Genomic DNA, 23,339 nt, shown 5'->3' on the forward strand with positions numbered 1-23,339 from the left:
GGGGTGAGCGGGGCGGCCTGCTCGGAGTGGCGCACGTCGGGCGGGGGCTCCAGCCGGACGGCGTCCGCGCGCTCGCGGGCCTCTTGCGGCGTGGGCGCGTCCATCACCCACTTCCCGGCCTCCACGCCGTTCTGCCCGGTGTGGGCGTCCTGGAGGCCGGCGAAGCCCTGGTCCTTGAGGGCCTGCTCGAAGGCGGCCTTGCCCTCCGCGGCGGGCGGGTGCTGCGCGGCGGCCTCCGCGTAGGCGGCGAAGAAGGCCCACAGGCGGGCCACCCGGTCCGACGAGGGCAGCGACGAGGGCCGCACCTGCGCGGCCAGCAGCGCCCCGTCCGACGCGAAGCGCTTGCCCACCGCGAGGTGGCTCTCCAGGTCGTTCAGGTCCGCAGGGAGGAGCGACTCCACGTCCAGCACCGGCCCGCGCGCCTCGCCCGCGCCCAGGTAGGGGCTGGCGGTGGTGGGGGCGGAGCCGGGCGTCCGGAAGCCGTCGGTGCCCTTGCGCCGGGGCCCCTGGGTGGCCGTGCCGGGGGACTCGAAGCCCGTGCCGGCGTCCGCGCGGGGCGCGCGCGTCGTCCCGCCGCCCCTGTCGGTGCGAGGGGGAAGCGGGCCCCGGTTGGGAACGCCCACGCGGGCCGAGCGCGCGCCCGCCTCCTGCGGCGTGCCGTCCGCGTCGCCGCCCTCCGGGGAGTCACCGGCCTCCAGCCCTTCGTCGCCGGGGAGGCCGGGCTCGCCGCCGGTCTCCAGCCCCTCGCCGCCAGGGAGCCCTTCTGCTCCGGGCTCTCCTCCCGGCTCCAGACGCGCGCCGCCGTCGGCCTCCGGCGGAAGCCCCACGGGCGGAGCCCCGATGCGGGTGCGGTCACCGGGCGAGGTGGTGGGGGTGGAGGTCTCCATCCCGTCATCGCGGAACGGAGACGCCGGCGACGAGGTCGCGGGCCCCGAGCGCCCACCGCCGGAGCGGGGACCACCAGGGCCGGGAGGACCTCCTGCGCGGGGGCCGCGGATGTCGCCGACGTTTCCCATCACGAGGGATTCTCTCACAACGAGAACCCCGAGTTGCATGGGGGGCTACTCGCCCTCGCGCTCCACCTCCACGGGGGTCGTCATCCCGTTGGCATCCAGACGGACGCGGTACACGGCGTTGAGGCCGTCCCCGTCCGTGTCCGCGCGGGCGAAGCAGGACACCTCCGGTTCACCCACGGGGCTCTCCTCCACCCGCACCTCGTACTGGAGGTGAACGGAGGGGCCGGGGTCGAAGCCGATGCGGCGGAAGTCCTCGTGGTCCTTGGGGAAGGGCACGGCCTCGCCCCGCTGGGGCACGGGGGCGGGAGCGGGCGCGATGGACACGTAGTCGCCGTGCTCGTCGCGGAAGCCCTGCACCGCGTCGCACAGGGCCAGCACCTGGACGCGGGCCTCGGTGGCCACCTGCTCCGGTGAGACGACTCCGGAGCCCTTCATCGCCGACAGCCGGACGATGAACAGGGCGGTGGCGACCACCGCCGCGAAGACGGTGACGGCGATGCCCGTGCGCACCGCCGTGTTGCGCGGGCGCGCGGGGCCGGGCGCCCCAGGCTCCGGCGACGAGGACATCAGGCCCACTCCCGGGGATTGCGCAGCACCTCCACCAGCCGGGCTTCGGGCGTGCCGGGCTCCGGGTGGTGGTCGTAGCGCCAGCGCACGCGCGGCGGCAGCGACATGAGGATGGACTCCGTGCGCCCCTGCGTCTCCAGGCCGAAGATGGTGCCCCGGTCGTAGACGAGGTTGAACTCCACGTAGCGGCCCCGGCGCACCTCCTGCCAGTAGCGCTGCTCCTCCGTCACCGGCGTGTCCTTGTGCTTCCGCGCGATGGGCAGGTACGCGGGGATGAAGCTGTTGCCGCACGCCTGCACGAAGGCGAACTCGCGCTCCAGGTCACCGCCCATGTTCTCGAAGAAGAGGCCGCCCACGCCGCGCGCCTCGCCCCGGTGGCGCAGGTGGAAGTACGAATCGCACGCGGCCTTGAAGCGCGGGTAGTACGTGGGGTCGTGCGCGTCGCACGCGGCCTTGTGCGTGCGGTGGAAGTGCGCCGCGTCCGCTTCGTCCAGGTAGTACGGCGTCAGGTCCGCGCCTCCGCCGAACCACGCGCGCCCGCCCTGGTGGATGAAGCGGTAGTTGGCGTGCACCGTGGGCACATGCGGGCTCCTCGGGTGCAGCACCAGCGACAGACCGCCGGCCCAGAAGGTGCGCCCCTCGCCCTGGAGCTTCCTGGCGAAGGCCTCCTCCAGCTCGCCGTGGACGATGGAGATGTTGACGCCCGCCTTCTCCAGGACGGCGCCATCCTCCAGCACGCGGCTGCGGCCGCCACCGCCGCCGGGGCGGCTCCACGCGTCCTCGCGGAAGCGGCCCTGGCCGTCCAGCTCCTCCAGCGCTCCGCAGATGTCGTCCTGGAGCTTCTGGATGAAGGCGGCCATGCGCCCCTTCAAACCCTCCACATCCACCGTCGCCGTCATGCCCGTCGTCTCCCTGTTTCGGTTTGAACGGGCGGACACACTACTAGGGGCCCCGGGCGGACGGGGCCTCGAAGTCCACGGGAGGCGTGGACGGCGCCAGGTTGCCCGCCGCGTCGAAGGCCTCGATGCGCGCGCGGTAGCTGCGCCCGTCCTCCAGGGAGAACGCCCCACCGCAGGCCTCATGGCCCAGATAAGCCGTATTGCCTTGCACGGGCAGCAGGTACTGCTGGGGAGAGATGCCCAGCCGGCGCGGCGACAGCTTCACCACCAGGAAGGCGGGGCTCTCCTCGCGCAGCGCGAGGTTGAGCTTCACGAAGCGCGCGATGCCCTGGGGCGAGCGACGCACGAAGCCCTCCGACACGGCGGGGCGCTTCACCCACTTGGGGGCCTTGGAGTCCGGTCCCTTGCCGCTCAGCCATGACGGCTGCGCGCCCACCTGGCCGTTGAGGAGGGCGATGTTGGGGAGCACCTCCTGCAGGTTCAGGAAGTAGCGCTTGTCCTGCTTCATGGGCTCCGCCAGCTTGAGGATGACGGTGGCGCGGCCCAGGGAGCTCTCCCAGCCCTTGGTGACCTTGAGCTTCACCTCGTGGTCGGTGGAGACGAGCTTCAGCGGCTTGCCCACCAGTCCCAGCACCGGCGACTTCGCGGTGCCCACGCCCTCCAGCAGGATGCGCATGTTGGTGGGGACGATGCCGCCGGGCGCGGGATACAGCTGCACTCCGTCCCCGGTGCACTGGGCGGAGGCGTTGACGGCGGACAGCAGGGCAGCGGCGAACACGAGGACTCGGAACACGATGCCGCGCAGTGTGCGCCGGGAAGGGCCGGGAGGGAAAGTCCCAGCGGACCCGGCCCTTCAGTGCTTGGGGCCTTCGTCCTCCTCCAGGGGGATGGTGCCGAAGCGCGCCTCGTAGCGCTGCACGTTCTCCTGGAGGGCCTTCAGCAGCCGCTTGGCGTGGCGCGGGCTGGTGATGATGCGCGAGCGGACGCGGGCCAGGGGCTGCTGCGGTTGGACGTAGAGGAAGTCCAACACGAACTCCGAGTCCGTGTGATTCACCAGGACCAGGTTGCTGTACTGGCCATTGGACACCTCTTCGGTCATCTGCACCTGGAGCTGCACTTCAGGGGGCTTCGTCGGAGTGTCGGCCATGAGTCAGGCGGCATAGCGCCTGGGGCCCGCCGTGGCCAGTGTCCTCCCCGTGAGCACGCGCTGGCGGGACATCGACGGGGAGTCCACCGCGCCCTTCGCGCTGGGGCGGGGGCCGGACGCCTGCCTGCTCCTGCATGGCTTCACCGGCAGTCCCTGGGAGGTGCGTCCCCTGGGCGAGGCCCTGGCGGCGCGGGGGATGCGCGTGGTGGCGCCCAGGCTTCCGGGCCACGGCACCACGCCGGAGGCGATGCTGCACGTGGACTTCCGCGACTGGCAGGCCTGCGCGGACGAGGCGCTGACGTCGCTCTCCGGACACCGCCGCGTGTTCGTCGCCGGACTGTCCATGGGCGCGCTCCTCGCGTTGCGGCTGGCCGCGCATCAACCGGAAGCGGTGCACGCGCTCGCGCTGGTGGCGCCCGCGGTGCGCTTCCGGGGCGCGCGCATGGCGCTGGTGCGACAGCTGTGCAGAACGCCGCTGCTCGAATGGACCACGCCGTGGGTGGACAAGGGCGGCACGGACATCTCCGACCCGGAAGTGCTGGCGAAGGCGCCGGTGCTGCCCGCGTTCCCGGTGGCCCGGCTGCGCGACCTGTGCAGGTTGCAGGACCTGGCGCTGGCGGACGCGCCCCGGGTGCGCTGTCCAGTGCTGGTGGCCACCGCGGAGCAGGACCACGTGGTGGACCCGGAGGGCGGACGCTGGCTCGCGCGGCGGATGAAGGCGTGTCCGGCGGTGCGGCACGTGGCCTATCCGGAGGGCTTCCACATCATCCCGCGCGACGTGTGCGGGGCGCGGCTCGCCCGGGAGGTGGGGGACTTCTTCCAGCCGTGGCGCGCGGAGGAGGCCCTCAGGAGCCCGGCGGATGGGGCGGAGGGGCAAGACGCGCCACCGCCGTGAGCAACTCCACCGCGTCGAGCGGCTTGGTGACGAAGGCGCTGAAGCCCGCGCGCAGGGCGCGGTCGCGGTCCTCGCGGCGCGCGGCGGCGGTGACGGCGAGCGCGGGCACGCCCCCTCCGGACTCCCAGGGCAGCGCGCGCAGCCGGTACAGGAGCGAATAGCCGTCCTCGCCGGCCAGCGCCACGTCCGTCACCAGCACGGTGGGCGGGGAGCGGCGCACTTCATCCATGGCGTCGGTGACGTTGGTGGCGGTGAGCACGTGCGCGCCCACGCGGGTGAGCAGCACGGACATCCACTCGCGCGCGTCCGGCTGACCATCCACCACCAGCACGCGCTGGCCCTCCAGCTCCGGGAAGCGCGGCAGCGTCAGGCCCTCCACGGGGCGCGGCACGCGCAAGGCGCCCGGGGCCGTGCCCACGCGCGAGCGGGGCAGCACGACGGTGAACGTGGCGCCCCTCCCCAGCCCGTCGCTGACGGCCGTCACGGTGCCGCCGTGCAGCTCCACCAGGTGCCGCACGATGGACAGGCCCAGGCCCAGGCCTCCGTGCTGGCGGCTCACGCCGGTGTCCGCCTGCTGGAATCGCTGGAAGAGGAAGGGCAGGAAGTCAGCGGGGATGCCCTCGCCGTCGTCGCGCACCACCAGCTCCGCGCCCTCGTCGCGCGTGCGCGCGGACACCGTCACGTGGCCGCCGGGCGGGGTGAACTTGATGGCGTTGGAGAGCAGGTTCCACACCACCTGCTGCAAGCGGTCCGGGTCGCCGAACAGCGGCACGCCATCCTCGTCCACGGAGACATCGAGCGTCAGCTCGCGCGCGAGCGCCGTGGGCCTGACGGCATCCAGCGCCGCCTCCACCACGTGGCCCAGCTCCAGCGGCACCGGCTCCAGGCGCAGGCGGCCGTTGGCGATGCGGCTGATGTCGAGCAGGTCCTCGATGAGCTGTCTTTGCGCGCGGGCGTTGCGCTCGATGGCCTCCACCGCGCGCTGGCGCTTGTCCTCACCCAGCAGGCCCTGCCGCAGCATCTGCGACCAGCCGAGGATGGACGTGAGCGGCGTGCGCAGCTCATGGGACACCGTGGCGAGGAACGCGTCCTTGGCGCGGCTGGCGGCCTCCGCGACGCTCCGGGCCGCGCGCTCCTCGTCGTACAGGCGCGCGCGGTCCAACGCCTGCGCGCACAGGCGGCCCACCGTCAGCAGGAAGGCGCGCTCCGGCGCGTCGAAGTCGCGCGCGTCGCCGAAGCCCAGGCCCAGCGAACCGAACACGCGCCCGCCGCTCACCAGCGGCACGGACGCCCACGCCGCCAGGGTCCGCTCGCGGGACAGCTGCGCGAGCCTGGGGTAGCGCGCCATGCACTCCGTCCACGAGCCCAGCGCGCAGGGCTCGCGGGTGCGCGTCACGTCCGTGAGGGGACAGGTCGCGGAGACCTCGAAGCGCTGCCAGCCCTCCAGCTCCCCGGGAGCGAAGCCATGCGCGGCGGCGCGCTCGAAGACGTCCAGGGCCGCGCCCGCGGGCACCACCACCAGGCCGGTGAGGGCCCCCATGGCGATGGCGCCTTCGCGCGCGGCCACCTCCACCACCTGCGCGGGGGTGAGCGCTTCGGAGAGCGCGGCGGTCATCGCCTGGAGGCGTTCGGTGCGCCAGGCCGCGGTGGTCCACGCGGCGCGGCGGGTGCGCACGAGCTCCGTCACGTCCACCGCAAAGGCGAGCACGCCCTCCACCTTCCCCTGGGCGTCCCGGCGCGGCAGCAGGGACAGGTTGAAGAAGAACTCCTCGTCGGCGGTGCGCGCGCGGGCGGAGGCCTCGCGCAGGTGCAGGGCTTCTCCGGTGGCGAAGACGCGGTCCCAGGCCTCGTGCCAGCCGGGGCCTCCCAGCTGGGGGCAGGCCTCGCGCAGCGGAATGCCCACCTGGCCTCGCGTGTCGAGCAGCGTCAGGCGCGTGGAGGTGCTGAACTCGATGTGGTGGCCGGGGCCGCGGTAGAGGCCGAAGAAGGCAGGGAGCTGCTGAAGCAGCTCATGCAGCGGCGGGGGCACACCGCCGGACGCCGCGACCCACCCGGCCTGGGCTTCATTCATGTGTGGCCCCCCCTACCCCGCGGAAGGCAAGGCCTCCGGCGAGAAGAGGCGGACATCAAACACCGGGACGTGCCGGCACGCACGAAAAGCAACCCGGACGACCTGCCAGGTGTCATGGGTTGAGCGCTCCCTGGCGCTGCTGGCGTCCAGTAGCGGGCATCCCTCCGGGTCGGGCGGGGAAACGCTCCCGGAGGCCGGGCATCGGCTATGTCGGATGCCCGGCATGCCCTCCTCTCCTCCTGATTCGCGGCCCCTCGTCGAACTGCGCGCCGTCACCAAGTCCTACGCGGAAGGGGATTCCGTGCGCGAGGTGCTCTCCGGCACGTCGCTCGCCCTGCACCGTGGGGAGTTCGTGGTGCTGCTGGGCCGCAGCGGCTCCGGCAAGTCCACGCTGCTCAACCTCATCAGCGGCATCGACCAGGCGACGCACGGTGAAATCCTGGTGGAGGGCCGCGACCTGGGGCGCCTGCCGGAGCGGGACCGCACGCTGCTGCGCCGCGAGCGCATCGGCTTCATCTTCCAGGCGTTCAACCTGCTGCCCACGCTGACGGTGGAGGAGAACGTGCGGCTGCCGCTGGAGCTGCTCGGCCGCTCGAGCGCCGAGGCCAGCGCGCGCGCGCGGGAGCTGCTGGAGCGCGTGGGCCTGGGCACGCGCGCGAACAGCTTCCCGGACCGGCTCTCTGGCGGAGAACAGCAGCGCGTGGCGGTGGCGCGAGCCCTGGCCCACGCCCCGCCGCTGCTGCTGGCGGACGAGCCCACGGGCAACCTGGACGAGGAGACGGGCGGCCAGGTGTTGGACCTGCTGGAAGGGCTCACGCGGCAGGGCCACGCATGCGCGCTCATCGTCACGCACGAGCCCGCGATGGCGGAGCGCGCGGACCGCGTGCTGACGATGGAGAACGGACGCCTGGTGGAGCGCCCCGGCGGCGCGCGCGGACGGGGGACGCCATGAGGGCGCTGCTCGCACGCTCCAGCCTGCGGCACCTGGGCGGGCACCCGTGGCTCACGGCGCTGTCGCTGCTGGGCATCGCGATGGGCGTGGCGGTGGTGGTGTCCATCGACCTGGCGAGCGGCAGCGCGCTGCGCGCCTTCGAGCAGTCCACGGACGTCGTCGCGGGCCGCGCCACGCATCAGCTCATCGGCGGCACGTCCGGCCTGCCGGAGGGTGTCTACACGGCGCTGAAGCTGCGGCCGGACGCACCGGACGCGGCGCCCGTGGTGCAGGGCTTCGTGCAGGTGGAGGGCGGCAACCACCGCACGCTCACGCTGCTGGGGTTGGATCCGTTCGCGGAGGCCCCCTTCCGGGACTTCTCCACGGGCGGCGCGGTGGGGGACGTCGGCGCGTTGCTCACGCGGCCCGGCACGGTGGTGATGGGCGCGAAGACGGCGCGGAGCCTGGGCGTGAAGGCCGGGGACACGCTGCCGGTGACGGTGACGGGGCTCCGGCGGGAGCTGCGCGTGTCGGCGCTGCTGACGCCTTCGCAGGAGACGACGGAGCGCGCGCTGGAGTCGCTGCTCATCGCGGACATCTCCACCGCGCAGGAGGTGCTGGGCCTGGAGGGCCGGCTGACGCGCGTGGACCTGCGCTTGAAGGGCGGAGAGGCGCAGGCCGCGGCGCTCAAGGCCTCGCTGCCCCCTGGCGCGGAGCTGGTGCAGACGTCCGGACGCGCGGGCACGGTGGAGCAGATGACGCGGGCGTTCCGCACCAACCTCACCGCGCTGTCGCTGCTGGCGCTCGTGGTGGGGATGTTCCTCATCTACAACACGATGACGTTCTCCGTGGTGCAGCGGCGCGGGATGCTGGGCCGGCTGCGCGCGGTGGGCGTGACGCGCGGAGAGCTGTTCGCGGTGGTGCTGGGCGAAGCCCTGCTCTTGGGCATCGTGGGCACCGCGGCGGGGCTGCTGCTGGGCATCCTGATGGCCAGCGGTCTGGTGGGGCTCATCACCCGCACCATCAACGACCTGTACTTCGTGGTGAACGTGCGGCGTCTGTCCCTGGAGCCGTTCACGCTCATCAAGGGCCTGAGTCTGGGTCTGGGCGCGACGGTGCTGGCGGCGCTGGTGCCCGCGTGGGAGGCGGCGCGGGCGGCACCGGTGACGGCGCTGCGGCGCTCGACGGTGGAGGACGTGTCACGCAACCGGGCGCCGAAGCTGGCGGTGCTGGGGTTACTCATCCTGGCCCTCTCGGCGGCGGTGCTCGCGTGGCCCACGCAGGCGCTGATGCCGGCGTATGCGGGGCTCTTTGGCGTGCTGCTGGGCAGCTCGCTGCTGGTGCCCTGGGTGACGGAGAAGCTGACGAAGGCGGCGGCTCGGCCGCTGGGTGCGCTGTTCGGCCCGCTGGGACGCATGGCGGCGCGCGGCGTGACGGCGAGCCTGTCGCGCACGGCGGTGGCGCTGGCGGCGCTGATGGTCGCGGTGGCGACGACGGTGGGCGTGGGCCTGATGGTGTCCAGCTTCCGCGGCACGGTGGCCGCGTGGCTGGAGTCCGCGTTGCAGGCGGACGTGTTCGTGTCGCCGCCGTCGCTGGTGGCGCGGCGCGGGGATTCGTCGCTGGTGCCGGGGCTCGCGGAGAAGCTGCGGTCCACGCCGGGTGTCGAGGCGAGCGGCTCCATCCGGGTCATACACGTGCGCATCAACGACGTGGACACGGACCTGCTGGCGGTGGACTTCGCGAAGGGCCACGAGCGGACGTACCGCTTCAAGGAAGGGCGCGCGGAGGACGTGTGGCGGCAGCTGGACGCGTCCACGGACGCGCTCATCGTGTCGGAGCCCTTCGCGTTCCACCGGGACGTGCACGCGGGAGACACGCTGCGCGTGGCCACCGACAAGGGGCCGCACGACTTCCGGGTGGCGGGCGTGTACTTCGACTACGGCTCGGACGTGGGGACGGTGCTGATGCCGCGCGCCACGTATGAGCACTGGTACGAGGATCGGGGCGTGTCCGGCCTGTCCCTCTTCGCCGCGCCCGGGCAGGACGTGGACGAACTGGTGGCCCGCGTGCGCGACCGCGCGGGCGGTGAGCAGGCATTGAACGTGCGCGCGAACCGGGCGCTGCGGCAGGCGTCGATGGAGGTGTTCGACCGGACCTTCACCATCACGCAGGTGCTGCGCTTGCTGGCCATTGGCGTCGCGTTCGTGGGCGTGCTGAGCGCGCTGATGTCGTTGCAGTTGGAGCGGGCGCGCGAGTTCGCGGTGCTGCGCGCGACGGGCCTCACGCCGGGACAGCTGTGGGGCATGGTGTCGTTGCAGACGGGCCTGCTGGGCTTGCTCGCGGGGTTGTTCTCCGTGCCGCTGGGTCTGGCGTTGGCCTACGTACTGGTGCACGTCATCAACCAGCGCTCGTTCGGGTGGACGTTGCAGTTGGTGGTGGCGCCGGGCGTGGTGGTACAGGCGCTGGTGCTGGCATTGGTGGCGGCGGCGCTCGCGGGGCTGTACCCGGCGTGGCGCATGGCGCGCGCGAACCCGGCCATGGCGCTGCGGGAGGAGTGAGGCATGGGGCGGGGACTCGTCATTGGAGTGGTGTTGGTGCTCGCCGCGCTGGGCGTGGCGGTGGGCCTAGTGCTGCGGGACACGGAGGACACCGGGCCCGCGAACACAGGCGGCATGACGGTCGCGTCCGCGATGGGCGGAGACGGCGGGACGGAGGGCTACGCGCGCGCGATGGAGCCCCGGCCCTTCCACTTCCCGGAGGACCACGGCCCCCACCCCGACTTCCGCACCGAGTGGTGGTACTGGACGGGAAATCTGGAGACGCAGGACGGGCGCGCCTTCGGCTACCAGTTCACGCTGTTCCGCAGCGCGCTGTCGCCAGAGCAGCCGAAGCGTGAGTCCGGCTGGAGCACGCGGCAGGTCTTCATGGGGCACTTCACGCTCACGGATGTGAGCGCGGGGAAGTTCCACGTCACCGAGCGCTTCAGCCGCGCGGCCCAGGGGCTGGCGGGCGCGGACGGGGCGCCCTTCCATGTCTGGCTTCAGGACTGGGACGTGCGCGGCGAAGGCACGGGCGGCACGTGGCCCATGCACCTGCGCGCGCAGGGCGACGGGGTGACGCTGGAGCTGACGCTGGACGAGGGCAAGCCGCCGGTGCTCCAGGGTGACAAGGGCTTGAGCCAGAAGGGCCCGGAGCGGGGCAACGCGTCCTACTACTATTCGATGCCGCGCATGCCTTCGCGGGGCACGGTGTCGGTGGATGGGCAGACGGTGCAGGTGAAGGGCGAGAGCTGGATGGACCGCGAGTGGAGCACCAGCGCGCTGAGTGGCGACCAGGTGGGCTGGGACTGGTTCGCGCTCCAGCTCTCCGATGGCAGCGAGCTGATGCTCTACCAGCTGCGCAAGAAGGACGGTTCGAAAGACGCCTTCAGCGCGGGCACGTATGTCCCCAAGACGGGTGAGGCCGTGCACCTGACCGCCGACGACATGCGGTTGGAGCCGCGAGGCACCTGGAAGAGCCCGCGCGGCGGCGAGTACCCGGCGGGCTGGCGCGTCCAGGTCCCCAAGGTGTCGCTGGAGCTGACGGTGACGCCGAAGCTGCCGGACCAGGAGCTGCCGGTGCTGGTGCGCTACTGGGAGGGCGCGGTGACGGTGGACGGCACGCGCGAGGGCCGGCCCGTGCAGGGGCGCGGCTACCTGGAGATGACGGGGTACGCGGACGCGCCCCGGAGCGAGGAGACCGTCCGCGGCCGCACGCCGTGACTCAGCCCCGGGCGGCCCGCTTCACCTGGAGGTCGTGGGCCTCCTTCAGGTACGGGCGCAGCAGCCGGAGCGTCTCGTGGCTGGGGTTGAGCACGCTCAGCCAGAACATGCGCGCGTAGGTCGGGTGCGGCAGGAGCACGTCCAGGTCGGCGTAGTCCACGTTCGGGTCGGGCTCCGGGAACAGCTTCTGGAAGCTCTCCTTGCTCAAGCCCAGGTTCAGCCGGAACACGCCATCGCGGTCCAGCTCCGAGTGGTGGTCGAGTTCGGTGTCCCGCGTGACGATGGTCGCGAAGGGGAACTTCCGCTCGTCCCCGGCGAAGAAGAAGAGGTCCGGCGTGCTGGTGTCCACGTGCACGTCCCTGAACGCATCCTGGATGTACTCCGCCAGCGCTTCCAGGCTGATGGCTCCCGTCATGGCGAACTCCCCCGAGCTTGAACCGTGCGTGACTTAGCACGCACGGCGACAACAGGGGACGGGCGGTGCGCGGTGGACTCCCAGGTCACGCTGCCGCGAAGCGCTCCCGGAGCGCCGCGGCGCCCCCGCGCTCCAGCCATGCGTCGAACGTGAGCAGGCCCGGTGCCAGCCGCCGCAGCGCCGGGATGGCCGCGACTCCGGTCACCCATGCCCCCACGCACCAGCTCCACGCCCGCCGCTTCAAGCTCCCGGTCCCTGGCGCTCGCCGCATTCAGGCCTCAGCGAACCCTGTCCGACTGTCCGACAGGTTGGGGCCACTGCACTCGGGGGGCACCGCGCCATCCAAGTCTCGGAAACCTGTCCGACGGTCCGACAAGTTCAGATCGCACGCTTCGGGACGGTCGCGCCACCCGAGCCGTGGAAACCTGTCCGACTGGAGGTCTGCGCGGAATAAGCAATCCTGCGCGTCGCGTAGAGGAAGGGTGACAGCACAAGAAGAAGCCGCCAGCGGGCCAGCGAAGCAGACGAGCAGGCGCCGCGTCGCGAGGGACCCGACGCCGCGCTTCAAGGCCGCGGAGAAGGAGGTGCTCGCCGCGGCGGAGCGACTGGTGCCGCGGGAGCACCTGGCCCGGAAGGTGCGCAAGCTGGTGAAGCGCTTCGAGCTGACGCGGATGGAGGCGGGCTACTCGGCCTTGGGCCAGAAGGGGTATGCGCCGCGCGAGGTATTGGCGCTCTGGGTGTACGCCAGCCTCGTGGGCATCCACCAGGGCACGCAGCTGGCGCATGCACTCCAGACGGACATGGCGCTGCGACTTTTGAGTGCGGGCCATGCCATCAGCCGCTCGGTGCTCAACCGGTTTCGAGCCAGCCAGGGGCCCTGCTTGCAGCAGGCGCTGGAAGAAACCGTCCGGTGGGCCTACCAGGACGGCCTCGTCGAGGAGCAGGCCCTGGCCGTCGATAGCGTGCGGCTGCGGGCGCACGCCAGCGGCCGCCAGGTGCGCGTGCACAAGCACTCGCTCAAGCGCCTCGAGGCCTTGGCCCAGGTGGACGTCCGTGCGCTGTCGGAGCCAGCGCAAAAGCACCACGAGGACCAGGTGCAGCGCCACCAGCAGGCCGTCCTCTTGTGCCAGCAACGAGGGGCCGCCACCGTGGTGCTCAGCAACCCCTGCGCGGGGCTGATGCAGTTCCCTGGCAATGGGGTGCACCCGGGCCACCGGGTGACGGTGGTTTCCAGTGGGGTGCGGCAGCGGCTGGTGGTGGGCGTGCTGCTGTCGGCCTCGGGCAATGACAAGGGCCACCTGGCTCAGGCCCTCCAGGAGGCGCGGCGCGTGCTGCGGCAGGTGGGGCTGCCCGCCTCGGCGCGGCTTCAGGTGGCCGGGGACGCGGGCTACTGGAGCGAGGAGGACCTGCGCTTCGCCGCGCTCAACCGCGACTGGGTGGACGTGCTGCTCAAGGAGTCCTCCCCGACGGGCCCGCTGGCCAATGAGCCCGGCATGCTACGGCGCGAGGCCTTCGAGTTTCAGCCCTCCAAGCGCGCCGTGGTGTGTCCGGCGGGGCGCACCATGCGGGGGCCGGTGCGCAATGACTTCGACTCGTGCGACGTCTACTCCGGCGTCGGGTGTGCCGACTGCCCTCAGCGGGCGCGCTGTACCCGGGGCCCGTACCGCAAGCTGACCGTGCGCTGGGACTACGAGCGCTTTCGCCAGGCCATGCTCCAGCGCATGTCGCAGCGGGGGGCCGTCGCCCGCTACAACCAGCGCATCGCCACCGTGGAGCCCGTCTTCGCCTCGCTGGAGCACGACATGCGTTTCCGTCGTCTCAGCTCCCGCCATCCCCCCACCGTCCGGGCCGAAGTCCTCCTCAAACTGCTGGCCCACAACATCCGCCGACTGCTGACGTGCAGCCGGCTTTGTTGCGTCCGCATCGTGCTCCACGCCCCCGCCTCCCTTGTTGCTTCGCAGCCAGCCAGTTGGCCTCGCTATTCCGCGCAGACCTCCTGTCCGACAGGTTTGGACCTCCGCGCTTCCGGGCGACCGCTCCATCCGGACCGCCGGCAAACCGGTCCGACTGTCTGACAAGTTGGGCACCCTGTGCCTTGGGGGCCACCGTTCCGGCCGGGCCGCAGCGAAACCTGTCCGACTGTCCGACAGGTTTTGGAGGACCGCGGCCGGGGAGCGGCCACCCCATTCGAGCCGCGCGGACCTGCTCGACAGGCGGAGCGGTTGGAGCCGTGTCGGACCGGCGGTGTACAGCTTGGAGGCCCGGGGGCTTAGATTGCCGGTCCCATGAAAGTCCTCGTCACCGGGGCCACCGGCCTCATCGGCAACGCCATCGCGCAGCGGCTCGTGAAGCAGGGCGCCTCCGTCCGCGCGCTCGTGCGGGACCTGGCCCGCGCCTCGAAGCTGCTCCCATCCTCCGTGCAGCTCTTCCAGGGTGACGTCACGTCGCCGGGCACCCTGCCCGCCGCCATGCATGACGTGGAGCTCGTCTTCCACGCCGCGGGCATGCCGGAGCAGTGGCACCGGGACGACTCCATCTTCGACCGGGTGAACCGCCAGGGCAGCGTGAACGTCCTGTCCGCCGCGCACGCCGCGAAGGTGCGCCGCGTGGTCTACACCTCCACCATGGATGTCTTCGCCGCGGCCCGGGGCGGCGAGCTGACCGAAGCGCACATCGACCCGCACCCCAAGCCCACCGTCTACGAGCGCTCCAAGCAGGACGCCGAGCGCGCCGTGGAGGCCATCCGCCAGCAGGGCCTGGACGTCGTCTACGTCAACCCGGCCGCCGTCTACGGCCCCAGCCCCGTGCACGTGGGGCTCAACTCCTTCTTCATCCAGCTGCTCAACAAGAAGGCTCCGCTGCTCCCGCCGGGCGGCATGTCCGTGGTCTACGTGGACGGCTGCACCGACGTGCACCTCGCCGCCGCCGAACGCGGCGTCAACGGCGAGCGATACCTCGTCGCGGACCAGTTCGTCAGCAACGCGGACCTCGCGCTCGCCATCCACCAGGCCGCGGGGGCCGGCAAGCCGCCCGCCGTCGCGCCCGTCTTCCTGATGGAGGCCCTGGCCCGCGTGTCCGCGCCGCTCGCGCGCGTATTCCCCTTCACGCCGCTCGTCGCACCCGGCCAGCTGTCCTTCATGCGCTGGGAGGCCCGCGTGAACGCGGCCAGGGCCCAGCGGGAGCTGGCCTTCCGCCCCACCCCGCTCCCGGACGGAGTGGCCCGCACCGTGAGCTTCCTGCGGGAGCAGGGACACATTCCTCGCGCCTGAAAAGAACATGGGGGTCCGCCCCACAGGGATGACGGACCCCCATGCGTGTCGCGGCTTCCTGGACTGAAATCTGGAGACGCCCTCCGGAGCGGGGAACCGGGTGGGCCTTGCCTCACCTGGCCAGGGCTTCCGTTCGATGGGCAGGCGGCCACTGCTGGGGCGCTCCAATCCCATGCATCCGGATCCGCGCCGTTCCCGTAGCGACCGTGTTCCCAGCCCGCCCGCCTGCCCTCCGGCCCGGGACACGGGCTTTCGTGCCTCCTGTTCGACACGGGGTGTCGACACACGGCGTAAGGCCCACCTTTCAACGCACGCGCATCCTTCACGGGTCCGACCCCCGCCGAGGACGCATGGGCCCCGTACCTCTCACCACGGAGTGACACCATGGCATTGCTATCCAACCTGCTGGGCGCGCTGGGCGCGTCACAACGGACTGTCTTCAAGGGCAGTGGCTGGAACCGCGGACGCAGCGCCTACGGCCGCCGTCCCATTGGCTACGGGTACCGGGGGCGCAGGTCCTCCGGCGCGGGCGGCTCGCTGGGCCGGATGATTCTCGCGGGCCTGGGCGCCTACGGCCTGCGCCGCTACTTCAACAACCGCTCGCGGGTCACGGGTTACTGAAAGCGGGTCGCCGCGCGCGGCAGCGCCGGGAAGTACCGTGGACTTCCCCCGGCAAGGCGCTCCGTCACGGCACCCCCACGCGGGCACGGGAGCGTTCCACGGACTGCTCCCGGTGCCTGACATCCCGCACGCGCCGTGGGTGCGGGCGCCTCCGCTTGGAGTAGGGTCCCCTTTAAGTGTCCGGCCACTGGCCGACGAAAGAGGCTCCGCACGCATGGCGAAGGCGAAATACGTCCTGGCGCTGGACCAGGGCACCACGGGGACCCACGTCTCCATCCTCGATACCCGGTTGCAGGTGGTGGGCCGCTCCTACAAGGAGCTGCCCCAGCACTTCCCCAAGCCGTCGTGGGTGGAGCACGACCTGATCGACATCTGGAACACCAGCGAGTGGTGCATCGCCCGCGCCCTCAAGGACGCGGGCCTCACCGGCCGCGACATCGCCGTGGTGGGCATCACCAACCAGCGCGAGACGACGGGCCTCTGGGACCGGGAGACCTCCGAGCCCCTGGCCCGCGCCATCGTCTGGCAGGACCGCCGCACCGCGGACATCTGCCAGCGGCTCAAGGCCCAGGGTGTCGAACCCCGCGTGCGCGAAGTCACCGGCCTGGTGCTGGACCCCTACTTCTCCGGCACCAAGCTCACCTGGCTCTTCCAGCACCTCAAGGGCGCGAAGAAGCGCGCCGAGAAGGGCGACGTGTGCTTCGGCACCATGGACTCGTGGCTCGTCCACAAGCTCACCGGCGGCGTCGCCCACGTCACGGACGTGTCCAACGCCAGCCGCACGCTGCTCATGGACCTGCGCACGCTCAACTGGGATGACGAGCTGTGCTCGCTCCTGGGGGTGCCGCGCGCGTGCCTGCCGGAGATCCGGGGCAACGCGGAGGTGTACGGCACCACGCGCGGCATGCGCAGCCTGCCGGACGGCATCCTCGTCGCGGGCATGGCGGGCGACCAGCAGGCGGCCCTCTTCGGGCAGGCGTGCTTCGAGCCCGGCGAGTCCAAGTGCACCTACGGCACCGGCGCCTTCCTGCTCATGAACACCGGCACCCAGCCGGTGCGCTCCACCGCGGGGCTGCTCACCACCGTGGCGTGGAAGCTGGGCAACACCACGCACTACGCGCTGGAGGGCAGCTCCTTCATCGCGGGCGCCGCCGTGCAGTGGCTGCGAGACGGCCTCAAGGTCATCAAGAAGGCCCCGGACGTGGAGGCGCTGGCCGCCAGCGTGAAGGACTCCGGCGACGTCGTCTTCGTCCCGGCGCTCGCGGGCCTGGGCGCGCCGCACTGGCGCCCGGAGGCGCGCGGCCTGTTCGCCGGCATCGACCGCTCCACCACCGTGGCGCACCTGGCGCGCGCGACGCTGGAGGGCGTGGCCCTCCAAATCCACGACCTGGCGGAGGCCATGCGCCGCGACAGCGGGCGGGACATCCCCGTCTTCAAGGCGGACGGCGGCGCCGCGGCCAACAACCTGCTCATGCAGTACCAGGCGGACCTCTTGGGCGTGCCGGTGGTCCGCCCGCGAAATCTGGAGACCACGGCCCTGGGCGCGGCCTTCCTGGGCGGCCTGGGCGCGGGCGTGTGGACCAGCCCGGACGCCATCCGCCGCGCGTGGAAGGCGGACCGGACCTTCAAGCCGAAGATGAAGCCGGAGGTGCGCGCGCGCCACCTGGAAAAGTGGAAGCAGGCGGTTTCGCGCGCGTGAAATGAGACACTGGAGCCCGGCGCATTGAACGCGCCGGGGCTTCCATCGGGCGGGGGAGCGGGTAGAACGGCCGCCATGGCCTACGACCGCACGTTGCTCTCCCCGGATGCGCTCCAGACCTTCCTCACCCAGCACCCCGCCTGGAAGCACGAGGGCGGGATGATCCGCCGCACCTACGACGCGCCCTCGTTCCTGGAGGGCATCGCCTTCGTGGAGCGCGTGGCGAAGGCCGCGGAGGCCGCGGACCACCACCCGGACATCGACATCCGGTGGCGCAAGGTGACGCTGGCGCTGGTGACGCACGACGCGGGCGGCCTCACGCCCCGCGACACCGCCCTGGCGGCGGAGGCGGACCGCCTCTTCAGCGAAGGGGCCGCCGTCCGGTGATTCACGGCGTGCGCAGCACCCTGGCGGCCCTGGCGTGCGCGGTGTCCCTCGCCGCGCTCCCGGCCCTGGCCCAGGACGACGCTCCCACGGAGCCCCGTCCGGAACGTCTGTATTTCAACTCCGGCGCGCTGCTGGGGTCGGCGCGCGTGGTGGGCCTGGGCGGCGCCTACGTGGGCATCGCGGAGGGCGCCGCGGGCGTGTCCAGCAACCTGGCCGCCCTGGCCCAGCGCAGCCCGTCGCTGGAGCGCGACTGGGACCTGGGCGTCACCCTGTCCTGGCTGGACCTGCCCTTCACCGGCACCAAGCGCCGGGACGTGGACAACGACGGCCTGGCCGACGAATCCGTGGACAGCCGCCAGCTCTTGGGCGCGCTGATGTTGCAATACAAGCGCTTCGGCATCGGCTTCCTGTGGCGCAACAGCCGCACGGGCTATTGCCTCACCCAGGGCTGCCGGGGCGAGGGCGAGAAGCTGCGCGTCTCCCTCACCCAGTCCACGCTCGCGGGCTCCATCGCCTTTGGCCAGGACGACTTCATCCTGTCCCTGGGCATCTTCTCCGCGCAGGCCAGCTTCAGTGAGCTGGGCGACCAGTCCTGGCGCTACGGCGACACCGGCGTGGCGGTGGACATGCTCTTCCGTCCGCACGGGCGGCCCTACCGCATTGGCGTGGCGGTGCGCCCGGAGGTGGTGGCGGGCTGGCGCCGTGACGACGGCCAGAGCCCCTTCATCGCGGGCCGCCAGATCTACGCGGCCGTGGTGTCCCCCGCGGTGCTGTCCCTGGGCGCCAGCTGGCGGCTGGGCGAGGGCGCGCACCGCTACAACCGGCTGTCCCCCGCCGCCCGGCGGCAGCTCCAGGTGGACGGGGACGCACTGCCGGTGCCGGAGGAGGAGCCCCGCGACGCGCTGGCGGGCCGGTGGCTCATCACCGCGCAGGTGGACCTCATCTCCAGCGTGAGCAACGCGGTGGCGTCGCGCTCGCTGGCCATCACCACGGAGCCCCAGCCCGTGGGCGACACCCCCACCTTCCAGCCGCGCCTGGGCGCCGAATGGGACACCTTCCCGGGCCTCCTGCGCCTGCGCGCGGGCACGTGGCTGGAGCCGTCCCCCTTCCGGGACCGCAACCCCCGGCCGCACCTCACCGGCGGCTTCGAGCTGTTCGTGCTGCGCTACTGGGAGGACTGGTCCCTCACCGCGTCGTTCGACCTGGCGAGCCGCTACTCCAACTGGGGCGTCTCCATCGGCTTCTGGCGGTAGTGGCTGGCTTTGCGCCGCGTTGGGTAACTTGGAGGACCTCCGTGGGTGCTCGCGTCGCCCATCCACGGCGCCGTAAGCCCCACCCGCGCGACACCTCCGCCGTCCGGCAGCGGGCGGCCGAGCAACCTTCCGCGCCGTATTTGCCGGGGTGGGATGGCATGCGAACCCTGCCGTACACGGAGGGGATTCCATGTATCTGGGGCGGGGGTGGCGCCGGACCGTCGTTGGAGCGACGGTGCTGGGATTCGCGGTTGGCGGAGGGTGGGGGTGCGGAGGTGGGGCTGAGAAGCCTGATCCGGACACCTGCCAGGATTCGAAGATGGGGTGCCCGCCCGAGGAGCAGCCTTCAATCCCCGGCGAGCTTCCACCCCCGGGGAGCGGCACGCAGACGCCGCCGGGCAATGAGAACCCCCAGACCCAGCCGCCTCCGGTGAAGGAGCCGGAGGCCCTGCCGCCCGCCTCGGGGGCCACGCTGTGGTTCGCGAAGGAGGGCGCCGCGCAGGACGACCTGGCGCTGGACCTGGCGGCGGACGCCACCACGGGCGACCTCTTCACCGCCGCCGTGCACGGCTACGACGACCTGGACGCGCGCACGCCCACGGATGACGCCGTGGAGCTGGTCCTCACGCGGCGCTCCGGCGGGGGGCAGACGCTGTGGACCCACGCGTACGACGTGCGCGTGGACCCCACGCCCGTGGAGCTGCGCGCCGACGTGCACGTCCGCGTGGCGGCGGATGGCGCGGGCGGCATGCTCCTGGCCGGCAACATCCAGGGCACTGTGGACCTGGGCACCGGCAAGCTCAGCAATGGCGCCATCATCGCGAGGCTGTCCGCGGACGGCGCGACGCTCTGGGCGCACCGGGTGCCCGGCGAGCTGACGGTGAAGGACGTGGCGGCGGACGCGGAGGGAAGGCTGTACGTGGCCTATACCGCGCCGGCCTCCGTGGACCTGGGCAACGAGGTGAAGGGGGCCTCGGCCGGCGTGGCGGTGTTCACGGCGGACGGCACCGCGGAGCACGCCTTCGCCGTGGGCAGCGCGGAGTCCGAGGGCGCGGGCGCCGAGCCCCTGTCCCTGGCCCCCGGCGCGGACGGCAGCGTGGCGGTGGCGGGGCGCTACACGGGCACCGTGCGCTTCGGCACCAACGTCACGCAGGGCTCCGGTTCGGGCAGCCCGTTCGTGGCGCTGTACCGGCGGAACGGCGCGCTCGGCTGGGCGAAGGTGCGGCCCGGCGTGAAGGGCAGCGTCCGGGACGTGAGCCGCGACACCGCCGGTGACGTGGTGGCGGGCGGCGACTTCCAGGGCAGCTTCTCCTGGGCGGGCGCGTCGCTGAAGGGCGCCTCCAGCCCCAGCCCCTTCGTGGTGGTGACGGGCGCGGACGGCACCGAGCGCTGGGCGCGCGACCTGGGCGTGGACGCGTCCGTGCAGGGCGTGGCCATCCACTCCACCGGCGAGGTGCTGGTGGTGGGCTACACGTACTCGTGGCTGGAGAACGGCGCCTCGAGCACGGACGGCCTGGGGTCCGCGCAGCTCTTCACCCAGCGCTTCGACCCCGCGGGACAGCCGCTGGCCTCGCGCCTCTTCCTGGGCACCGCGCCGGAAGCGCGCGGCGAGCTGTACGGCGTGGAGGCGGTGCCGGCGGTGACGTTGATGCCGGACGGCGACGCGGTGCTGTTCGGCTACACCGACCGCGTCACCGACTTCGGCGTGGACAAGTTCAAGCCCACGCGCGGCGACGTCTTCCTGGTGCGCGTGAAGTATTAGGCGGGCGCTATGGAACGGGGCGCAGCGCGTTCTGGCCCAGGCGTGAGAAGTTGATGGAGTTGCTCAGGATGCGCACGGCCTCCTGGTCCGCGTGGAAGCCCATGGAGTTCTCCGCCTCCACGAAGTCCAGGTAGAACTGGGCGCGCTTCTGCAGGTCGCGCGCCTTGGCCAGTGACTCCTCGGGCGCTCCCGCCTTCTGGGCGCGCTGGAGGTCGTGGATGAGGTCCACCAGCGCGTCCATGGCGATGTTGCGCGTCTGGAAGGTGCGCGTCTGGATCGTCTCCGCCCGCTCGAGCAGCTCCGCCTCGCTCCACTTGTGGCACGTCTGACAGGCGCGGTTGATGTTGAGCAGCGGGCTGCGCACGTGGTGGTCGCTGATCTTCATCGCCCCTTCGCGCTGGTAGGGCATGTGGCAGTCCGCGCACGCCACGCCGCTCTTCGCGTGGATGCCCTGGTTGTACATCTCGAACTCGGGGTGCTGCGCCTTGAGGACCTTCGCGCCGGTGAGGGCGTGGGTCCAGTCGGCGTGCCCGTCCTCGTCGTAGTAGGCCATGATCTGATCGATGTTGATGCCCTTGGCCCAGGGGTACGTGAGGCGCTTCTCCTTCCCCTTGAAGTAGTACTCGACGTGGCACTGCCCGCACACGTACGTGCGCATCTCCTGGCGGGTGGCGTCCTGGTTCACCTTGAAGTCCGGCACGCCCTGGCTGGCCTTGAGCGCGGCGATGCCCTCGATGAAGCCGGGGCGCGTGACGCGCAGCTGCATCGTGGTGGGGTCGTGGCAGTCGATGCAGGACACCGGGTGCTCCACCAGCTTGCGCGCCTCGGCGAAGGGCATCTGGTTCATCTTCTCAAAGCCCTTGATGAGGTCCCCGTCCCCCAGCTTCTTGTAGGGCACGTACACGCTGCCGTGGCAGTGGATGCAGGTGCCCGGCTGCTGCGTCACCTGCTGCCGCTGGGTGAAGACCTGGTCCTCCAGCATGTGCGCGTGGCCGCGCTCCTCGCGGAAGTCGGTGGCGAAGGCGTAGCCGCTCCACATCGTGACCAGGCGGGGGTCCTCCTCCAGCCGGCTCTGCGCCACCACCGAGCGCGGATCCGCCTGGGTGGGCGTGCGCGCCACCGCCTCGCTGCCACCGTAGCGGGTGCGCTTCTGGTCCACCGTGCGCCTGTAGCCGTCGTACTGCAGCGGGAAGTTCTTCCCCCACACGGCGGGGTCCGTGAGGGTGTCGTCGAGCTCCACCACCCGGTAGAAGGGGTTCTTCGCCTCCTGCTTGCGCTCCATGATGTTGACCAGGAGCGCGGTGACACCCGCCGAGGCCAGCGCCGCCACCACCGCGACCGCCACCACGAGCCTGATGCCGCTGAACAGCCGGCGCTTCTCCGGAGCCTTCTCGGGCTCGGTCATCGTGCAATCTCCTTACGGATGAGCTCGGGGTTCCCCGACCCTTCGGGATGACCCACGGAGTTGTGGCAGGTGAGGCACTGGAGCTGCTCGCCGGGCGCCACCTGCCCATGGCCCGTGGGGGGCGTCTCGATGGCCTCCACGATGGAGGCATGGCACTTGCGGCACGCGTTCTCCGTCACCACGCGGTTGCCCGGACGCAGGCGGATGGGGTCCGGGAAGGTGCCGGTGGTGAAGTAGAACGAGTGCCAGAAGCCGTTGCTCGCCTTCGTGTAGTACTTGGGCAGGAAGCCCGCGGGCGTGTGGCAGTCGTTGCAGGTGGCCACCGCGTGGTGGCTGCTCTTGCGCCAGCCGTCGTACTGCTCGTTCATGATGTGGCAGTTGGCACAGGCGGCGGGGTCGTCCCGCAGGTACGACGAGCCCTTCGCGTACGCGAAGGTGAAGCCACCGAGCCCGACCGCCACACCGATGGCGATCCCGAGGGTCACGGCCAGCACGGTGCGGGATGCGAAGAGCACATGGGGCACCCTACCTGGATCGCCCGGGCGCGTGCGCGTGAAGTGACAGACAGACCTCCACGACCGCCGGCCGCGTGGTCCCACCCCTCTGGCAGGCCCCATGCTCGGGCATGTCCAAGCGTGCGGCGGCGTTGCTGTGTCTGGGGTTGAGCGCGGCCTGCGCGCACTACCGCGTCCAGGCGCCCGGCGCCGCCGGGGCCAGCGCCACCGAACCGCAGGGCGAGGTCCTCTGGTCCCTGGGCTGGGGGCTCGTCCAGGAGCGGCCCCGGGTGGACAACTGCCAGGGCCAGGCGCTCGCGGAGGTCACCCAGAGCACCAACGTGGGCTTCGCGCTCATCAGCGTGCTGACGCTCGGCCTCGCCATGCCGCAGCGGGTGGAGTGGCGCTGCGCGAAGGCCCAGCCGGCGCCCGGCGACCTCGGGGTGCGGTAGCCATGCCCCCTGTCATCCACGAGAGCAGCCAGAAGCGCTGGCAGAACTGGCACCAGAGCTACACCCAGAAGCTGGAGCTGCTGGTGGACGTCTGGAACGCGGAGGCCTCCCAGTCCACGGTGCCGGGCTACCTCGACACCACCGTGGGCCTTCAGGGGCTCATCCAGCGCGCGCTCACCGAGCGCCTGGAGATCCGCGGCCTGGGAGGCGGCTGGTCCTTCACCAAGGCGCCCGCCACCAGCGGCATCCTCGTCAACACAAGGCCGCTGAACTACCTCTTCCCCGCCCCCCGCCC

General features: G+C 71.9%; 21 protein-coding genes and 1 pseudogene. 13 read left to right on the forward strand and 9 right to left on the reverse strand.

The features are described from left to right. The 5 genes and pseudogenes from D7W82_RS26030 to D7W82_RS26050 all read right to left on the reverse strand — a co-directional run. Positions 1-887: pseudogene (locus tag D7W82_RS26030) on the reverse strand (hypothetical protein); the annotation flags it as partial. Between the two features lie 174 nt (positions 888-1,061). Further along, positions 1,062-1,583 carry a hypothetical protein gene (locus D7W82_RS26035; protein WP_120620953.1) on the reverse strand — a complete coding sequence of 174 codons (522 nt, stop codon included), beginning with the start codon at positions 1,581-1,583 and terminating at the stop codon, positions 1,062-1,064. Then, positions 1,583-2,482, reverse strand: coding sequence for an oxygen-dependent coproporphyrinogen oxidase (gene hemF, locus D7W82_RS26040; protein WP_120620937.1), 900 nt, complete (start codon positions 2,480-2,482; stop codon positions 1,583-1,585). The genes D7W82_RS26035 and hemF overlap by 1 nt, the downstream gene beginning before the upstream one ends. Before the next feature lie 43 nt (positions 2,483-2,525). Further along, positions 2,526-3,278, reverse strand: coding sequence for a hypothetical protein (locus tag D7W82_RS26045; RefSeq protein WP_120620938.1), 753 nt, complete (start codon positions 3,276-3,278; stop codon positions 2,526-2,528). Positions 3,279-3,335: 57 nt separating this feature from the next. After that, positions 3,336-3,629 carry a DUF3467 domain-containing protein gene (locus tag D7W82_RS26050; RefSeq protein WP_120561043.1) on the reverse strand — a complete coding sequence of 98 codons (294 nt, stop codon included), beginning with the start codon at positions 3,627-3,629 and terminating at the stop codon, positions 3,336-3,338. A 70-nt stretch (positions 3,630-3,699) separates the two neighbouring features. Here D7W82_RS26050 and D7W82_RS26055 point away from each other — a divergent pair, with 70 nt between their 5' ends. Further along, positions 3,700-4,524, forward strand: a complete 825-nt coding sequence (locus D7W82_RS26055; protein ID WP_233587935.1) for a carboxylesterase — start codon at positions 3,700-3,702, stop codon at positions 4,522-4,524. On the opposite strand, the gene D7W82_RS26060 is transcribed toward D7W82_RS26055, so the two are convergent. Further along, the gene (locus D7W82_RS26060) at positions 4,475-6,595 is read right to left on the reverse strand and encodes an ATP-binding protein (RefSeq protein WP_120620940.1); all 2,121 of its coding nucleotides are present in this window, start codon (positions 6,593-6,595) and stop codon (positions 4,475-4,477) included. The genes D7W82_RS26055 and D7W82_RS26060 overlap by 50 nt on opposite strands. Positions 6,596-6,818: 223 nt before the next feature. On the opposite strand from D7W82_RS26060, the gene D7W82_RS26065 reads away from it, so the two are divergent. From D7W82_RS26065 to D7W82_RS26075, 3 genes are read left to right on the forward strand one after another with little or no spacing between them, the layout of a single operon-like run. Then, positions 6,819-7,547, forward strand: a complete 729-nt coding sequence (locus D7W82_RS26065; protein WP_120620954.1) for an ABC transporter ATP-binding protein — start codon at positions 6,819-6,821, stop codon at positions 7,545-7,547. After that, positions 7,544-10,084: an FtsX-like permease family protein gene (locus D7W82_RS26070; RefSeq protein ID WP_120620941.1), complete on the forward strand. Its 2,541-nt coding sequence runs from the start codon at positions 7,544-7,546 to the stop codon at positions 10,082-10,084. Before D7W82_RS26065 ends, D7W82_RS26070 begins: the two co-directional genes overlap by 4 nt. Before the next feature lie 3 nt (positions 10,085-10,087). Beyond that, positions 10,088-11,287 (forward strand): lipocalin-like domain-containing protein, encoded by a 1,200-nt coding sequence (locus D7W82_RS26075; RefSeq protein ID WP_120620942.1) that lies wholly within the window; start codon positions 10,088-10,090, stop codon positions 11,285-11,287. Position 11,288: 1 nt separating this feature from the next. Here the strand turns inward: D7W82_RS26075 and D7W82_RS26080 are convergent, their stop codons facing one another. Further along, positions 11,289-11,702 (reverse strand): DUF6194 family protein, encoded by a 414-nt coding sequence (locus D7W82_RS26080; protein WP_120620943.1) that lies wholly within the window; start codon positions 11,700-11,702, stop codon positions 11,289-11,291. A 482-nt stretch (positions 11,703-12,184) separates the two neighbouring features. On the opposite strand from D7W82_RS26080, the gene D7W82_RS26090 reads away from it, so the two are divergent. From D7W82_RS26090 to D7W82_RS26120, 7 genes are all read left to right on the forward strand, one after another. Beyond that, a complete protein-coding gene (locus tag D7W82_RS26090; RefSeq protein ID WP_158617728.1) occupies positions 12,185-13,777 on the forward strand; it encodes a transposase in 1,593 nt (530 codons plus the stop codon). Positions 13,778-13,987: 210 nt separating this feature from the next. Next, on the forward strand, positions 13,988-14,971 hold the full coding sequence (locus D7W82_RS26095; protein ID WP_120620945.1) for an SDR family NAD(P)-dependent oxidoreductase: 984 nt from the start codon (positions 13,988-13,990) through the stop codon (positions 14,969-14,971). Positions 14,972-15,355: 384 nt separating this feature from the next. After that, a complete protein-coding gene (locus tag D7W82_RS26100; RefSeq protein ID WP_120561032.1) occupies positions 15,356-15,592 on the forward strand; it encodes a hypothetical protein in 237 nt (78 codons plus the stop codon). A gap of 214 nt (positions 15,593-15,806) precedes the next feature. Continuing rightward, positions 15,807-17,291 carry a glycerol kinase GlpK gene (gene glpK, locus D7W82_RS26105; RefSeq protein WP_120620946.1) on the forward strand — a complete coding sequence of 495 codons (1,485 nt, stop codon included), beginning with the start codon at positions 15,807-15,809 and terminating at the stop codon, positions 17,289-17,291. 75 nt (positions 17,292-17,366) lie between these two features. After that, positions 17,367-17,678, forward strand: coding sequence for a 4a-hydroxytetrahydrobiopterin dehydratase (locus D7W82_RS26110; protein ID WP_120620947.1), 312 nt, complete (start codon positions 17,367-17,369; stop codon positions 17,676-17,678). Positions 17,679-17,686: 8 nt separating this feature from the next. Next, complete coding sequence (locus tag D7W82_RS26115) at positions 17,687-18,931, forward strand: hypothetical protein (RefSeq protein ID WP_233587934.1); 1,245 nt, start codon at positions 17,687-17,689, stop codon at positions 18,929-18,931. A gap of 319 nt (positions 18,932-19,250) precedes the next feature. Next, positions 19,251-20,693 (forward strand): hypothetical protein, encoded by a 1,443-nt coding sequence (locus D7W82_RS26120; RefSeq protein WP_147439537.1) that lies wholly within the window; start codon positions 19,251-19,253, stop codon positions 20,691-20,693. Positions 20,694-20,700: 7 nt separating this feature from the next. Here D7W82_RS26120 and D7W82_RS26125 read toward each other — a convergent pair whose 3' ends face one another. Beyond that, the gene (locus D7W82_RS26125) at positions 20,701-22,098 is read right to left on the reverse strand and encodes an ammonia-forming cytochrome c nitrite reductase subunit c552 (RefSeq protein WP_120620950.1); all 1,398 of its coding nucleotides are present in this window, start codon (positions 22,096-22,098) and stop codon (positions 20,701-20,703) included. Further along, positions 22,095-22,613 (reverse strand): cytochrome c nitrite reductase small subunit, encoded by a 519-nt coding sequence (gene nrfH, locus D7W82_RS26130; protein WP_014400156.1) that lies wholly within the window; start codon positions 22,611-22,613, stop codon positions 22,095-22,097. Before nrfH ends, D7W82_RS26125 begins: the two co-directional genes overlap by 4 nt. 110 nt (positions 22,614-22,723) lie before the next feature. Between nrfH and D7W82_RS26135 the strand changes: the two genes are divergently transcribed. Continuing rightward, on the forward strand, positions 22,724-23,044 hold the full coding sequence (locus D7W82_RS26135; RefSeq protein ID WP_120620952.1) for a hypothetical protein: 321 nt from the start codon (positions 22,724-22,726) through the stop codon (positions 23,042-23,044). A 2-nt stretch (positions 23,045-23,046) separates the two neighbouring features. Beyond that, positions 23,047-23,339: hypothetical protein (locus D7W82_RS26140; protein WP_199727830.1), on the forward strand; the 293-nt coding region annotated here is incomplete at its 3' end.

Source organism: Corallococcus sp. CA049B, from assembly GCF_003611685.1.
GTDB classification, from domain to species: domain Bacteria; phylum Myxococcota; class Myxococcia; order Myxococcales; family Myxococcaceae; genus Corallococcus; species Corallococcus coralloides.